The organism is Paenibacillus sp. FSL E2-0190, assembly GCF_037992965.1.
Taxonomy (GTDB): Bacteria; Bacillota; Bacilli; order Paenibacillales; family Paenibacillaceae; genus Paenibacillus_AQ; species Paenibacillus_AQ odorifer.
On sequence record NZ_CP150306.1, the window covers coordinates 4,929,946 to 4,945,969 of the forward strand.

Here is a 16,024-nt window from a genome sequence, read left to right on the forward strand (position 1 = left end):
ATAAGACAGGTTAACGTGAATATATAACACTACAGCGCGGTTGAACACTACATCCCCTAAATATCTCCCTTAACTACTCCCACTCCTCCAATTGCATGAGCACCGAAATGTCATCTATCCCCAATGCTTCCGCTATTCGCTCAATAATACCAATGTTGAGTTCCTTGAATTTGTTATTACATAAATTAGATATCTTAGCTTGAGTCACATTAGATATCTTGGACAACTGAACCTGAGTCATTTTTCTTTCAGCAAGGATATCCTGAAGCTTAATCCTTAATTTCATATGTTTTCCCCTCGATTTTCCATGAAAATATGCAGTTGACAATATACCGATGTCGGTATATTGTTGCAGCCAGCCCTAGTATACATTCTTATTTATCTAATCGCAAAGTTTAGTAATATAGCCGATACATACGGGGCAACAATTGAAATGGAGGATTAAATAATGATAAATACCGAAACTAAGTTGGACATAACGATCACATTTTCTAATGTAAAAACAGCTTATGCCTATGAGGGCTCTTTGAAGGAAATTCTCCACAATGGAGCACGGATCAAGTCTAAGAAGCTAACTATCACATTCGACAAACAGGAAGCTCAACAACATGAAAACTATAGATTAGCACGTAGAGATGAATTAATGTGGTGGTCATGCGTAGATGAAGTTGAGATACCAGAAATAGTGGAATGTAGTGATGGTCTTTTTCGATGGATAGAACCAGGATACGATATTGTAGAGAGTGGGCTTATTAAATTATAGACTAGAAACAAAAAAACAGCCCACATCATACATCAAAGTATGAATGTGGGCTGTTCTATTTCTTCTACCATTTTGTTTTTCAGCCTCACTTGCAAGTTGAACCTTATCACGCATACGGTTGAAGTCTCTAATATAGGATTCCTTATATTGTGCCGCAAGCTTCCCAGTGTATCCCATGACAAGAAAGGAGAAGCCATCCTGTGTGATGTAGTATTTAGGCAATTCCCTGCCTGTTTTGTCATGATAGTTACTCAACTCAAAATTGAGTCCAGTAAATTCTTCACTGCAGTCAAGGTTTTTAATGTCACGTATGACTTTATCATGATCTTTCCCAAACACTTCCGCTATTTTCAAACTATCCGTTACCGCTTTGCCATCTTGCGTTTTATTGCTTTTAGCTCATCAATTGTATATACTGGTTCTTTTTTATGTAACATTGCGTGACAATTAGGACATACAGGTCGAAGATCATTTACAGGATCAACTTCATACTCCTCTTTCAGTTCATGTAACGGTTTTAAATGATGCACATGTGTAAATCCTTCACCTATTTCCCCGTATACATCCTCGAAATTAATTTCACAAACTGCACAATTATAACCATGATGTTTAAGACAAGCCTCCCTTGCCACAGGATTTCTTTCATAAGCATTCACGAGTATTGATTTTTTAGCACCTTCTACATAAGTATTATTTTCGAGCAACTCTCCTGGTAATAGCCCATTATCTGGAGTTCTTTTTTTTATTATCTCAAATCCCAAACTCCCAAGAAATTGGTTAGTCTCAGCACCACTATGATGATCTTTTCGATCTAATTCATATCCATTCGCATACTTGTTGGCGAGTCCAACTATATATTTAGGTGGGTATGTTTCCCCTTCGTAGACAAGAATATATCTCATAGAATGCCTGTGATTAGGAACTCCGTTGTTTTTAACTTCATTTATAGCGCTAATTATATGTTCACGCGTTATTCCCTGTGGAATTGTCATCTGGAATTCTCCTTAATCGTTTTACAAATATTAGTATTATCTAATGCATTCTCCTACGGTGATCGTAATGTAAGAACCGTAATGATTAACAATGAACCGTGGTTTGTATTGAATGATGTATGTGGTGTTTTAGGTTTGTCTAATACAAGTCAAGTAAAAGCTAGACTTGATCAGGGGGTCATTTCAACATACCCCCTTCAAACTAGTGGTGGAACACAAGAAGCAAACGTTGTCAACGAAGATGGATTGTACGATGTGATTTTAGATTCCAAGAAGCCAGAAGCAAAGAGTTTCCGTAAATGGATTACGCATGAGGTTATACCGTCTATTCGTAAAACGGGTAGTTATTCTATTTGTTCTGAAATACTAGCCTCATATTCCCCAATACGACGAATTAATATCTTCACAAAATCCTCTACCCATACCTTTTCATCATCAGTTAATGGTAAGAAGGTATTTCTAATACCTTTTCTAGCAGATAATTTATCTCCTCTGGCTGAGGTTAGATCCCCTAATCTTTTGAGATCTTCTAAATTCACTCCATACTTATGGGGAACTTTGTGCCTATTACCAGCCAATTTCTCAATATAACTCAAACAAAAATATGCCATACTAAGCAACTGATCCCTTCCTTGAAGATACATTTTGTACCTTGTCCAAAGTAATTCGACATCAGGACTTGCCACAAAATCTTTAGGAACTTTAGGGTATGCCCCTCTTATAACGACCATCCTAGCAGATAATTCGCCTTTTACACTTAAAGTAATACTCCCCGTATTATTTTCATCTCTAGAGATAACATCAGCAGACAAAAATAAAAAACCCAGTTCACCTGCCCCGTATTTCAAAGCTACATCGATTTCCCAAGTTTTCAATAGTACTTCAACAGTATTCCTAGCATCTTGAACTTGAGAATAATGTTTTTTCATTTCACAAGTTAACAGTCCATCTTTCATCGACATATAAAATTCTTCTGTATGAAGTTCTATAAATGCTTCTCTTTTATATTCAATATCACTTCCTGTAATCAATTTATATGTGAGACTATTTACATGAGATTCATCCACGAAAACGCCCTCCTATAATAATTCAATTGAAAATTCCAGTAACGTGCTTATTTATACTAAGAATAATTGTAAATTGAATAGAACCAACTAATTTTCACTCCAACACAATTAACCCGTTCTCCCATAATGCCAATACAACATCCATTTGGGAATTATGTTGCTTCTTGACTCCTCCCATTACTTCTTTCCACAATTCATTTCTATCATTGATTAATTCTGGATTCACTCTCAGTAGCTCTACAGCTTCAACAGCATAAGCCTTGTTCAAGCTATCCGATCTATACGTATAATTCCCTTTTGGAACACCTCTGACTAAGCCCTCTTCACATAAACCAAGGAATGCGTTCTTTGGACAACCTTTGCGTTGCGCAGGTGTGTTCGCTCCAAACAGTTCAAATGTCGTTTGATTCCATGCATCTAATGGAGTTTTGGCTGCTTTGTTGTTAAACATTTGCGTAGCATTTATTGCTGCATTGCCGTACTTGTTCATTAGCTTTTACACTCCCATCTGGTTTCTTATTAGGTCAGCAAAATCAAATCAAGAAGTGGCTGCGGCACTTAGGGAATCTCCTAACATCTTAATCAACTCTGAACGATCAATAAGCTTAACATCCGCCTTGTCAGCAAGCTCATATGCTGATTTCGTAAAAGTAGACGTTGTAATAACCCAAGCTTCATTGCAATCATACATAATTCTTCCTGAAATCGCCTCTTGGATTGCTTTATTGCCTACGCTTTGTTTACCATATCTTTTGGCTTGAATTGCGATTCTTCTATTACCAATTTCAATTATTAAATCAGCTCCATGATCACCACTTGTGGCAGTTGTTTTCACCATAAATCCTTTATGAATAAAATATGCTGCCAGTCTTTGTTCAAATTCTATACCTGACATCTTATCAATTTCATTGATTCCACTAGCATTACGAACTCTTATTCTTTCACGAGCCTCTTCAGCTTCTTTATCCATTCGATTAATTAACGCTAATGTTCTGGTGATATCATCACTTTCACGATTAAACTCATCCATAGCTTTCGCAGCTTTTGTACTAGCAGTCGTAGTTTTCCTATCAAATACGTATCTAATATATAACGTGGCACCAAAATAACTTACAACGATCCAGGAAATAGTATCTGGCGTCAGCTGCACTAAATCTAAAATCAAAATAATTAGCACTATCCAAAAAAAAATAATAATACTCTTACCAAGGCTACCCAGCCATGAACCATATTCAACTTCTTTAACGAACCCAATTGCCATTTCTTTATAGCAATCGTCACACAGATCAAGATAATACTTCTGTGGGGGGTAGCTGCTTAAATGGCACACTTTCTTATATTCTTCCTTCCATCCTTTGATTTCTTCAACGTCATATTTAAGTTCTGTTCCTTCAGGAATAGTTTGATGTTGATATCTTATTTTCACTGTAGATGAACAGCATCGGCATTTACCAGGGATTGTTTTCAATGTCCCTTTAACCTTTACTATGGTTTCATCCTCAACAAGAGGCTTTGTGTTTTTGTTATTCTCAGACTTCTGGAAACAATCTACACAAATCCCTTCCACAACTCCATAACGAACTCCATGTTTGCACTTTTTCAAAACTTGTCGATCTATGAAAAATTTTATCCAACCAATAAGCAGTAACCCTATGAACAATATAGCCAAAGGGAGTAATACAAAGTTTATAATAGGTTCAGGGAATATAACTCCTAATTCAATAAGTAATAGCTTTATACCTCTCCCAATGACCACTCCCATTGCATTACCCCCTTTTAATAGTTTTTGTTCCAAAATGTAAGCCCTGCGATGATTAACAATGAACCGTAGTTTGTCTTGAATGATGTATGTGGAGTTTTGGATGGATTGTCTCCAAGATTAGTCAGGCAAAGACTTTTGGATGACGTATGTTCAACATACCCAATATCCAATTCTCTAGGTAGAATGCGGAAATGACCGTTATTAATGAAGATGGATTTAAAAAGAAAGAAGCACATGCTTTCCGTAGATGGGCTACACATGAGGTTATCCCCTCGAATTCTGCTAATATATGTGATTTTGTGTATTCCATAATTCTACAAAGATAGTTATAATGACCTATACATATACTACCATAATCCAAGTGGATAAGAGCATCAAAAAATTGGCTAGAAGACGTAAAAAGGAACCCTCTTACTTAGAACTAGCAACACAACTACTGTGATCCGTGCCTAATATACTGGCATTTAATCTTACCTTCAATAAGTATGAATGAACACTAGGTTGTTCGTGGTTAAATCCATCGCTAATCGTCGTTATAGCTGTCTAACAATAACGATTGCTTTGCGTATCAACGGTGAGAAAATAGCGAAGAACAGATATTGTTTCGTTGTAAAACCAAATAATGACATCAGATTCCTAAAATATTCAAAAAAGGATGGGTATATTGAAACATAAACCTGATTTATACTCCATTGCTACAAGTGAATTAGAGTTTAGTGAATGGCGAAATTATATTCTATCAGATAGTTTTCAACTCCTAGATAATTCAAGATGCTTTCCTAGTGATGATTTTGCGGATATTTTTATAGAACGCGCTGATGATTTTAATGAAATACAGGTCAAAACACTGCTTAGACGCTTTTTGGTAAGATCAGGTGAATCCGTAAGGGATACGAGCAAACTGCCGTTTTATCAATCAGCTATTACAAATAAATCAACAAAACGGGGGCTTGATTCGGAATATGTAAGAAGACTAACATCGGACGACGATTTTGCGTGGGAAGGATTATCATGGGTTATCGATCTTCTACCTGATAACCCCAAAATGGCGATTAACGTTATCAACGCTTATGAACTTGCACATTTACTAGTTCTAAGTGATTATGATATTTATGGTTTGAACGATGCAACTCTTATCATTCGCAAGATGTTTATTGACATTTCACAACCAAGAGAAACCCTCCTCAATCTCACTCCTAGGGAATTTGAACTGCTGGTAGATGCTCTCTACGAAAAAATGGGCTATGAAACCATCCTTACAAAGATCACAAGAGATGGTGGGCTAGACATTATTGCTACATCAACAGAACTCGGAAAGTCAGAGAAAATTATCGTGGAATGTAAAAGGCATTTTCCAGATATCAGTCCTGATTACATCAGGTCGTTATACGGTGTTGTCCACTCAGAGAAGGCAACAAAAGGCGTGTTGGTAGCTACCTCGAATTTTTCTTTGGAATCGAAAAGGTTTGCTGAAAAGAATGGTATTGAACTCATAAATCATGATGATCTTGTGAAATTACTAAACCTTTATTTAGGGTCAAATTGGGTAGCCTATTTAGACAGAATTATTCAACTACGGCGGCTATATCATCTACATACATAAAACTCGGATTTCTTATACGGCACAGCCTACGTTAAGTGAGTTTTCTACCAACGTAAATTAGTTCTAAATACATTTTAGAACTGGACTAAGTGGGGGATGACAGAGAATGGGTATAGCCATAACTAACCAAATGATAGAAGTTTCTTATGATAATGCAAAAAAGGTATATCATAAACAAATCGAACTTGGTAAAGCCCTTGATGCAATTGTTGCAACGACAGGGATGGGACGTGGCTCAGCACTTGCCTATGTTCATGACTTTAGTCAAATGATGCAAGGAAATGAATATCATCGAACAATGAATACTAGGGCGACTGAGTATTTCTTATTAAACATTCTAAATGATTATGGGAAAGAATATTTTGTCAATGCATTACAGGCTGCAAAGGCTCACACGGAGTATTATGCTAAACAAGGCAAAGGATCTCTCAGGGCAATAGAAGAATTAGTTCAACGATTATTTTAAAGAAGCCCTCTACCGCACTTATAAGCTTAAACTTGTCTTTGCTATGAGTGAAGCTGGACTGGAGAGTGAGCCTAAAATCAAATTTGTGCCAACTAGAATGTTTCAGCCACGCCGTAACACGCGCATAAGAGCCTTCTCTACGAAGGAAGAGAAGAGAAGAGAAAACAAAGGTAAATGACTTCCATTAAGCAATTTATTAAGAATGCTGACACTGGAGAAATTGAATACATTAAGGTTGAGATGAGCTGAGTGTTAAATGCTAGAGTGCCAACGGCACGACAGGAGCGAAGCGACAGGGTTTTAAGGTCTTGACCTTCAGGGAGCGTAAGCGAGAACACCCCTTACCCGAATAGTCTCTGGTAGGTTTTTTCTTTCTTATAGTTCTTTTGTTTATACTGTCCATTTCTGAGCCCGTTTTCATCCCAAAAATGGACTAGGTAAGTTCAATAATGAGATGATTTCATCCTAAAACTGAACCACCCTAGTTCAATAGTGGGATGATTTCATCCTGAATATGAACTAGTCTAAAATACTTGATAAATCTACCCCACCATTACTTTTCTTCTTATACACCAAGGGTTTGTTTCGAGATTCAATTTCTTCTTGTGACAACTGGATATTATTCATTTCTTCAACCCACTTCTTACCTGCACGCTCTTGCTTCAGCTTGTCGTATTCCTTATGTCCTGCCGCCATAAGACTCTTGTAGGCTTCAGGATGTGCTTTTTCCAATCCATCTAGTCGCTTTTTAACATGGGCTTTCGTGACTTCACAATCAGTGTCCAAGTAAATAGCAATATCTTTGCCATTTAGCTTGATGTTTGTATCAGGGTTCATCAGGTTCGTTTTATGAACTCGTTCATCAGTAACGTCCAAATTTGAGACCAATGCATCAACTATCCGATTCTGAGATTTAGCTAACGTTTCGTCTTTCTCTTTGCCTTCAACTTGCTCTTGACGAACTTCACGAACTCCCTTACTAACTGGAATGTACCTGCTACCTTCAGTTCTCACATTACCATTTTTGTCTGTGTAGGTCTTGCCTTGAATCTTATCGATAATATTCAATGACTGCATTTCCTTGAATATCTTACCTACAGTAGTCTTACTTTGAATGTCCATCACATTTTGCCATTCTTCATTATAAAAAATCCACTCACCTTCATTCTCTTTTCCTCTAAACATCCGATGTTCAGCGTAAATCCATGCTCTAAAGTATCTAGCGTTACCTAGACAGGATTCATAATCCTCTTGCGTTAGTTGGACGAAACGATTGAACTTAAACTTATACCCTTTATCGTCTTTTTCTTCTTTCTGAATCGTATCTGCGGCATTCGGCACCTCAATTGTAATAGGTGTATCGTTTTTGTAATTAGTAGGACTAATTTTGATATAACCTCGATCTGATAGCACTGCCAGCAAACGCTTGTGCTCTGCTCTATTCTTTGTCTTATCTGCAACTAGCGGCATTTGATCACTAAGTAGAGATACTGTAGTGACTGTCCTCCCATACATCCAGGGATTTTGCGATAGCTTTGCTAGTTCAAAGTATAAATTGAAAGCGCAGTCATCTTCTTTCAGGATAAATAGCTTTGTATTATCATAATGAAACATCTGAATGGGCATGGCGACCCATGGTACTTTATTTTCTTTATTTTCTTTATTTTCTTTCTTCCCCATAATTCTCACTTCTCCTTATAATTTAACACCAATTAATCTAACACTAAGACCACTAACCATTACTGTTCATTAGAACAATAATGGCGCTGACTGAACTCCAACAATGCTCTATTCAATTCTTCAGTTCGTTTGAACTGCCAAAATTTCTGCATCGTCATCTCATGAAGCCCTGAACAAATAAAACTAAACTCTCTATCCATACGTAGAAACTTGAATAGCTTCATGCTATAGCAATAAAAAAACTCATTTTCTGAAAACATGTCTTATCCCCTTTCATAAATGTCCAAATAAAATAAGCTTCCGTTCTCTTCACGGAAACATGTAAAAGATACTACTATTTCATACTAAACCCACTTACAATTGACTTATTTATCAAACAGCTTTATCTCTTGATGCGTTTATGCGTTGTGGCAGCATCCTTATGTTACCTATTTCATAACCTAATTCAGGATTGATTCTGTCCAATGTTGGACGATATTTGTACTTATTGAGTTTTATATACACATCCGTTTGAGCTATCCACTCGTTTCTGAAAACCTCATCATCCCATAATGCTTCTTGAAAATCTCTCACATTATCGAAACTACATCTAACGTGTTCATAGCCTTTTCGTTTATATGTAGCTCCACCTCTTTCATAAGCTGCACGACATGACTCATTTAATAAGAATTTCGCTGGGTCTTTAGCTTTCAACATCTTTGTTCTTTCTTTTTGATATTCACTTTTACACTTTTTGCAGTAGTTACCCTTCCCATCCTTTGTATTAGATTGTTTGTAATAATTGCCTAGTGGAAGAAGCTGATCACATCTACCGCATATTTTTGTATTATCTTTCATAAATATTCTCCTTTGTATATTTGATAAATCATCCAAACGTTGCAACAACGCCAATTACGGTAGCTCCTGAGAAATCTACTTTCCCTCTAAACAAGGTACTGCTATATAAAGCAGCTTCAATGATGATTGAGCCTTGTGTAGTCGTGAGAGCTAGATTTCCTGCTGTCTGCTCCAAACCACCTCTATGTTGATTTTTGTAATAAAAGTCAACAGCTGAGAAGTTCCCACTATCAATAACTACTCCATTCTTTTCATTCAGCTCATTTCTAGAAACTAATCCATTCCCAGATAACTCTATCCTGTTTGTTCCTGAATCCGCCGTTCTAATTAGTCCACCTGTAATTATAGAACCATCGATAATACCTTTGAACGTACCATCTAATGCGGTCAGTCTCCCATCCATTGTTACTTTAAAAGGTGCACTGGCAAACGTTGCATTACCTAAGTAAACCCCGTTAGAATCCGCTTTCAAAACGTTATTCCCACTACCTATAGAAATGGTTCCTCCGAATATGCTAGGAGATTCAATTGTTGTTTGAGTAATCTTAGTAGCGCTTATATAGCTTGGTAGAGTTGGAATATGCGGTTGATTTGTAACTTGCGTCCAATCGATAGTCGCATCAGGTCCCATTTTCACATTTCTACCAAGCTGAAGATTAGCAATCCCCCTCAATGTTCTAGCTTTAGTCCCACCGTTAAACGCTGCATAGGTCGTACCGCTAGAATTACTAGCTATATCATTTAAATTCAATATGACATTCATTTTGCACCTTCCAATACCAGTTCATTTGTCCCTATTTCAGATATTACGTGTATGCTAATATCTCCACCTACACTTTGTTCTTGCTCACCTATGATCCTATACGTATCCAGAACGCTCTCTATTGGACTCTGAGAATCAAAGTGTTTTGGTAGGTAGACTAATGCTCTATCTTGTCCAATACCTCGTGCAGACATCGCAGATCCGACTATAGTTCGTGGCTCAAATCTAGTTCTATGGCAATATTCAATCATCCCACATTCTTTCTTATCTAGATCATAAAAAGCTAATACAGTAGCTAAACTTGCTCCGTTCGGCATTACATCGTAGTAGGTGGGATAAGCCATAAGGAATTGTTCATGAACTCTCAAAGATTCACGTTCTACGATTTTCGCAATCTGATCAATAGGTGTAAATTCATTTACTTGCTTCGCTACCAATGAACGTAGAATCTCACAATAATCTTGCACACCAGAACAGAACATTGATACTTGGTTAGTAAGCTTAGTAAGTTTCTTATGTGAATCGCTTACAATTCTACTACCACTGGTGATGCGCCCGTCCCCACTAATAATCACGAAATTTCCTGGGTTATTAACCGCAATACATAAACTCATTTCTCATCAACTCTTTTCTCTAGGATATATTTTTTGTACATTTTAACTTTCTTGTAGTCCATATTTGCTCTTCGATTTTCGTAATTACCAATGTGGCATCTTGAGCATTTGATGTACTTAGCTAATTCCGTTAGTGTAATTCGCTTTTTCAGCCGCAGAAGTCTAAACTTTTCTTTTTCAGACACTTTCATTCTCCTTTCATTTTTTCGCAACAGAAATAAGGAGATTTGTTACAATCTCCTCCAATTAAATAAAGAAGCACTCAGACAGAGTGCCCCTCTTTGACTTATATCTATATTATACCATATAACCACTCGATTGTCAAGTATTGTAAATTTATAATAAGTTGTTGGGTTTTCACCATTTCTAATTTTTTACATTATTAGACACCTATAGTTTCCACCATATACTTTCCCCATATTTTATTATTCTTTATGTTTTCCAACATTTCAGCTTCTCTATCATCTAATCTCTTTTGTTTCATAGGTGTAATATCAAATTCAATTGAATAACGAGTAAGCGTCAAACGTGAACCTTCATATTCAAACTCGTAATGGCAAACCGTATCATCATCAAGCGGATATGTTTCCAACTCCTCATTGAAGGATTCTACATAAGTATCAAATATTTCTCTGAAATCTGCAGTATCCTCATATTGATGTAAACTCAGATGCGATCTCAATAGTTGCTTTTCTAATTTAATAAAAGATAGTTTATCCTCAAGCACATGCTTTTCTTTGCTTAACAACTTTAGATAAAAATGTATATTATCTAATTCAAAGGCTTGTCCTATTCGCCACATATCCGATAGTATCTTGTTAATGGCTTTTTGATGGTTGCTTATGTAATTTTTCAGCGTTCTTTCTTCTACTCGTAAAAACCTTACCCTCTCTTTCATATCAGCTTTGCTCATTTCCTTCATCTTTTCTTTAGTCAGAAATTTTAATTTCATTATTATCACCCTTCTGTTTTTTTAATGTCATTAAGCAATCTATATTTATACTCACAACACCTTATGCTTTACTAAAACTTCTCTCAAATCCTTATAGAAGGAAAGAAGCTTTTCGTTAGGAAAAAGTTCTTGAGATTCCCAATTCCCCTCATCAACACTATGATAAGAATTTAAATAGTTGATTATGCTCTCCAATGCGTTTAAACCACCAACTTCAAACTTCATTGCGTAATCTAAGTAATTATTTAATCTACTCACAATGAACTCTTCGGGATTTCTATCTTTGAATATCTCGTATTTTGTTGCACTGTCTAATGCCCAAACACGTTCTAGTAATTGGCTAACCCTTTCTTGGTAAGAGTTCATTTTTATAACCTTGTTTAACTCAGAGTATAAAAATTTCAATTCGTCTTCGTACGTATCCTCATCTAAATCGTGTAATAGTTCCCCTCCATTATTCATATCGTATACCCGTAATTCATCGATACGATCATCCCACTCCATCGTTTCGATATGATGAATTTTAATTTTCAACTCGTCTATATATGTGAGTTCTTTTTGAAAATACTCCATCGAAAGACCTTTGAAAATTTTTGATAACTCTGGAATATACTTCGCTGGAATTTCTCTATTCCCCTTAAGCCACGCACTAATGTTAGGAGGTGAAATCTTTAATTTCTCCGCTAGATCCTTATTTTCCACATTAAAAACCTGACAAGTATATTCTAATCCAATCATTTTACCCATCTCCTTATCTATTAATTTAATATTCCTAAGAACACAATAACTGAATAATGATTAATTGTAAATAAATAATGTTAATTTTGTTTAATTATTAACTAGTTTATTTTTATTACTCTAACTAATTACTCACTCAAATATCTAAGAAACAATCAGAGCACCATGAATTCAGAAAACAGTGATTTTATGAGTGAAAAAAATCCATAAAAAAGCCATGAACCTTATACAAGGTCATGGCTTCCCTTCATTTTAAAGCGATTTTTAATGAATCAACTTAACCAGATGATGTCAAGACTCATGTTTCCATTCTAAGACGTCGTAATTGATTTGCTTTTTCATTTATCCGTTTCAGATTATTTCTGACACTAGCTGAACAACGTGGGAGCATTCGAATGTTCATTCCTTGACTAAATCACTACCTTATCCATTAAATCGTTTCTAGTGCATTCTGAGGCTCTATATATCCATGAAGGTCAGTGGGCTATGCTTTTGATACTTCTTTCCAATCTCTTCATCCGTGAAATCGAGATATGCCTTCTGTGTAACCTCAACAGATGAATGTCCAAGTATTCTGCACAGACTAAACCAGTCACCATTGTTTAATATATAATACTTGGCAAAGTTGTTTCTTAGTTGGTGTGGATGAATAGGTATTCCCACTTTAGCACCTGCGTCACGCAGTGCTTTTTCATAATTTCTAACCTCTAGTTGTGTACCTCTAATAGTGGGAAAAAGGAATGGAGAATCCGAGTATCTGTCTCGATACTTCATCCATCTCTTTAATTCATTAGCAGTTTTATAAGAAAAATATACAAATCGCTCCTGCTTATTCTTAGTATTGATTATGTGAATGCTTTTAAGTTTAAAATCGATGCTTTCTGGTAGAAGCGATAGACATTCTCCGATTCTCATTCCAGTGTCAAGCAAAAGCCGCATTATAACGTTATTTCTATAACCATGAAAAGTTGAAAGGTCAAATTGGGAAAGGACTTTTTTTAATTGCTCGGGTGCTAAAGTCTTTTTTATTTTCCTTTCGATTTTCGGACTTTCCACATTGGTTAATGGGTTCTTCGGTATCTCCTTTTCAACATCATGAAGGTAATTGAAAAACACTTTGATATTCCGCACATAGTTAGCTATGGTTGCCGTTGAGATGTCTTTCTTGAAATCTGAACGACTTTCAGGATGATTAACTTCTTTTGATTCTTCAGTGCTTACGACAGTATACTTACCACGTTCCCTTAAATACTTGATGTATTGACGTATATGACCAGTCTGAACCTTTGTAACTTCATCAATCTTGAACTGTTGCTTTAAATATTGACCAAAGAGCTTTAACGCTTGTTCATAGCTTGCCATTGTTTTACGCGAAAGATTCTTGGAGGAACAAAATAACATGAAATTGTCCACTTGAAAATCGAAGTCCGTCACAAGAAAAAACCACCCTTTATTGGATTTTTGGGAACCCAATAAACAGCGGTTATAAATAGCTTTTCTCAAAAATATTTATCGGTTTAAAATGCACCATTTCGGATATTTATCGGTATCCTTACGTTACCTGTAAACACCTACCAGCAACCCACAATCCCTTACCACGCACTGCCCCTAACCCTTTCAACTAACCTTATGCTCAATCCGCAGCTTGTCGGCTACCATGGCAATAAATTCCGAGTTAGTAGGCTTAGATTTGGAGATATTAATCGTGTAGCCGAATAAATGGCTGATGGAGTCAATGTTGCCACGTGTCCAAGCGACTTCAATCGCATGGCGGATCGCGCGTTCTACGCGTGAAGGCGTGGTTTTGAACTTCTCAGCGATTGCTGGGTAGAGTGTCTTCGTAATCGCACCAAGGATCTCGATATTGTTATATACCATGGTGATCGCTTCACGCAGGTACTGATAGCCCTTGATATGCGCTGGGACACCGATTTCATGGATGATCGAGGTAATGTTAGCGTCGAGGTTCTTGCCCTTAGAGAGCGGCACTACATTCGATCTGGACGTCGACGAATAATTGTACATGTTGGAGGAGGAGCTCATGCTGCCTTGAGAGCCGACAAGCTGACGTACACGATTTGCCAGGACCTCCATATCGAACGGTTTCAAAATATAATAGGATGCACCAAGCTGTACAGCTCTTTGAGTGATGTTCTCCTGACCAAAAGCAGTCAGCATGATGATCTTCGGTTGAGGATTCAGATCCATATCACGTAGACGTTCCAATACACCTAGGCCGTCTAAATGCGGCATGATGATATCAAGAATAAGAACATCGGGAATTTTACGCGCTTCGCTAAGCATTTGAAGCACTTCTTCACCATTGTAGGCGATACCCGTTACGGTCATATCTTCTTGCTCAGAAATGTACTCGGAAAGCAAATTCGTAAATTCCCTGTTATCATCGGCCAACAACACTTCAATATTCTGCACTGGCTGCTTCCTCCTTAATTATATCTGCTATTCGAAAATAACATTTTTTTCTTGTCTCTTACGTTTTCGACATGGAGATCGAATTCCCTTCTGTCGAAAATTATTTTTCTTTATTTTTTTTCTGCGTTGGATTATAATTAAATATTTTATCTCAATGTTCGAGGTTCTTCGTAATCGTTCGACAAAAAATCTTAAGGCTAAACCGCCTTAAGATTTAATGAATACCTATTCTCCTGTTTGGTCACACCTGAATCTTGAAGCATCCATTCGATGAAGCATCCATAACCGGACTTAGGATCATTTACAAATACATGAGTTACGGCTCCGATGAGACGGCCATCCTGTACGATAGGACTTCCGCTCATGCCTTGAACGATACCGCCTGTCTTATCGATAAGACGTGGATCGGTGATCCGCAGTACCATTCCTTTAGTGGCTGGCGTTTGCTGATGTGCTACATGAATGATCTCAACCTTAAACCGTTCCACCTGCTGTCCGTCAACTACAGTTAGGATCTCAGCTGGACCTTCCTTGACTTGATCGCTCATCGCCACGGGGATAGGTTCTTTGTAAAGACTGTGCTCGGGATTGGAGCTCATTTTACCGAAGATGCCGAAGTCAGTATTGCTCTCCACATTTCCAAGCACTTGGCTTTCTTTCAAAAAATGCGCTCGTTTCTCGCCCGGATCGCCATCCTGGCTTTTGGATATGGAGGTGACACTGGACTGAACGATATGACCACTGCCTACAACAATTGGAGTACCGGTATTCATGTCTGTAATCACATGTCCCAAAGCTCCATATACACCTTGCTCTGGAGCATAAAAAGTTAATGTGCCAACACCCGCTGCTGAATCACGAATGTACAGGCCTAACCGCCACACTTTGTCATGAATGTCATACGCGGGCTTTAACTTAGCTGTATGCTCTTTACCTCCGCGTTTGAAGACAATGGTCAAGGGGTTATTCGCTTTACCAGCACGATCCACCAGCTTGGCCACCTTGGACAACTCGTCCAATTTCTCACCATTCATGGAGATCATCAGATCACCCGGCACTAAACCGCTGACCTCTCCTGGGGAAAGCTTAGTTTTCTCGGATACTTCAATCAGATGATGACCAACAACCAAAACACCTGCTGATTTCACTTTCACACCGATCGTTTGACCTCCCGGGATCACCTTAAGCTCGGAATGAATTCCTTGTGCAGTCACCTTGGCTGGTTCACCTTGTAGTGGTGCAGCAGAACTTAGGTTTGTTCCCGTTATGCCCGATAAACTAAGAAAGAAGGCAAATAAAAGGCCTGGCATTAACTTCCTGAGGTTAGGCTTCAATGGCTGTCACGCTCCCTTTT

At 37.5% G+C, this 16,024-nt stretch carries 18 protein-coding genes; 3 read left to right on the forward strand and 15 right to left on the reverse strand.

Features of this window, described 5'->3' with window-relative positions; all coding sequences use genetic code 11:
* Positions 1-73: 73 nt before the first annotated feature.
* Entirely contained in the window at positions 74-286 is a 213-nt protein-coding gene (locus tag NST25_RS21795; RefSeq protein WP_076193137.1) for a helix-turn-helix transcriptional regulator, read from the reverse strand.
* A gap of 162 nt (positions 287-448) precedes the next feature.
* Here NST25_RS21795 and NST25_RS21800 point away from each other — a divergent pair, with 162 nt between their 5' ends.
* Positions 449-763, forward strand: coding sequence for a hypothetical protein (locus NST25_RS21800; protein WP_340392468.1), 315 nt, complete (start codon positions 449-451; stop codon positions 761-763).
* Here the strand turns inward: NST25_RS21800 and NST25_RS21805 are convergent.
* The 5 genes from NST25_RS21805 to NST25_RS21825 form a co-directional block, all read right to left on the reverse strand.
* Complete coding sequence (locus NST25_RS21805; RefSeq protein ID WP_340392469.1) at positions 758-1,117, reverse strand: Rha family transcriptional regulator; 360 nt, start codon at positions 1,115-1,117, stop codon at positions 758-760. The two genes, NST25_RS21800 and NST25_RS21805, sit on opposite strands and share 6 nt — an antisense overlap.
* Positions 1,118-1,125: 8 nt before the next feature.
* Positions 1,126-1,755 carry an HNH endonuclease gene (locus tag NST25_RS21810; protein ID WP_340392470.1) on the reverse strand — a complete coding sequence of 210 codons (630 nt, stop codon included), beginning with the start codon at positions 1,753-1,755 and terminating at the stop codon, positions 1,126-1,128.
* A 344-nt stretch (positions 1,756-2,099) separates the two neighbouring features.
* Positions 2,100-2,822 carry a hypothetical protein gene (locus tag NST25_RS21815; protein ID WP_340392471.1) on the reverse strand — a complete coding sequence of 241 codons (723 nt, stop codon included), beginning with the start codon at positions 2,820-2,822 and terminating at the stop codon, positions 2,100-2,102.
* A 94-nt stretch (positions 2,823-2,916) separates the two neighbouring features.
* Positions 2,917-3,312 (reverse strand): hypothetical protein, encoded by a 396-nt coding sequence (locus NST25_RS21820; protein ID WP_340392472.1) that lies wholly within the window; start codon positions 3,310-3,312, stop codon positions 2,917-2,919.
* Between the two features lie 48 nt (positions 3,313-3,360).
* Complete coding sequence (locus NST25_RS21825) at positions 3,361-4,584, reverse strand: restriction endonuclease (RefSeq protein WP_340392473.1); 1,224 nt, start codon at positions 4,582-4,584, stop codon at positions 3,361-3,363.
* A gap of 664 nt (positions 4,585-5,248) precedes the next feature.
* Here NST25_RS21825 and NST25_RS21830 point away from each other — a divergent pair.
* Together NST25_RS21830 and NST25_RS21835 are read left to right on the forward strand one after the other, a co-directional pair.
* Positions 5,249-6,187 (forward strand): restriction endonuclease, encoded by a 939-nt coding sequence (locus tag NST25_RS21830; RefSeq protein WP_340392474.1) that lies wholly within the window; start codon positions 5,249-5,251, stop codon positions 6,185-6,187.
* A gap of 106 nt (positions 6,188-6,293) precedes the next feature.
* Entirely contained in the window at positions 6,294-6,653 is a 360-nt protein-coding gene (locus NST25_RS21835) for a hypothetical protein (protein ID WP_340392475.1), read from the forward strand.
* Between the two features lie 519 nt (positions 6,654-7,172).
* Here the strand turns inward: NST25_RS21835 and NST25_RS21840 are convergent.
* From NST25_RS21840 to spoIVB, 9 genes are all read right to left on the reverse strand, one after another.
* Positions 7,173-8,333: a hypothetical protein gene (locus NST25_RS21840; protein WP_340392476.1), complete on the reverse strand. Its 1,161-nt coding sequence runs from the start codon at positions 8,331-8,333 to the stop codon at positions 7,173-7,175.
* Between the two features lie 372 nt (positions 8,334-8,705).
* Positions 8,706-9,224 (reverse strand): hypothetical protein, encoded by a 519-nt coding sequence (locus tag NST25_RS21845; protein ID WP_340392477.1) that lies wholly within the window; start codon positions 9,222-9,224, stop codon positions 8,706-8,708.
* Complete coding sequence (locus NST25_RS21850) at positions 9,199-9,933, reverse strand: hypothetical protein (RefSeq protein WP_340392478.1); 735 nt, start codon at positions 9,931-9,933, stop codon at positions 9,199-9,201. Before NST25_RS21850 ends, NST25_RS21845 begins: the two co-directional genes overlap by 26 nt.
* Positions 9,930-10,547 carry a hypothetical protein gene (locus tag NST25_RS21855; protein WP_340392479.1) on the reverse strand — a complete coding sequence of 206 codons (618 nt, stop codon included), beginning with the start codon at positions 10,545-10,547 and terminating at the stop codon, positions 9,930-9,932. Before NST25_RS21855 ends, NST25_RS21850 begins: the two co-directional genes overlap by 4 nt.
* A 382-nt stretch (positions 10,548-10,929) precedes the next feature.
* Entirely contained in the window at positions 10,930-11,499 is a 570-nt protein-coding gene (locus tag NST25_RS21860) for a hypothetical protein (protein ID WP_340392480.1), read from the reverse strand.
* Between the two features lie 51 nt (positions 11,500-11,550).
* Positions 11,551-12,237 carry a YdaS family helix-turn-helix protein gene (locus NST25_RS21865; RefSeq protein WP_340392481.1) on the reverse strand — a complete coding sequence of 229 codons (687 nt, stop codon included), beginning with the start codon at positions 12,235-12,237 and terminating at the stop codon, positions 11,551-11,553.
* A 459-nt stretch (positions 12,238-12,696) separates the two neighbouring features.
* Complete coding sequence (locus NST25_RS21870) at positions 12,697-13,638, reverse strand: tyrosine-type recombinase/integrase (RefSeq protein ID WP_340394450.1); 942 nt, start codon at positions 13,636-13,638, stop codon at positions 12,697-12,699.
* A gap of 216 nt (positions 13,639-13,854) precedes the next feature.
* Positions 13,855-14,670: a sporulation transcription factor Spo0A gene (spo0A, locus tag NST25_RS21875; protein WP_036682806.1), complete on the reverse strand. Its 816-nt coding sequence runs from the start codon at positions 14,668-14,670 to the stop codon at positions 13,855-13,857.
* Between the two features lie 197 nt (positions 14,671-14,867).
* Complete coding sequence (gene spoIVB, locus NST25_RS21880; RefSeq protein ID WP_076129655.1) at positions 14,868-16,004, reverse strand: SpoIVB peptidase; 1,137 nt, start codon at positions 16,002-16,004, stop codon at positions 14,868-14,870.
* Positions 16,005-16,024 lie beyond the last annotated feature (20 nt).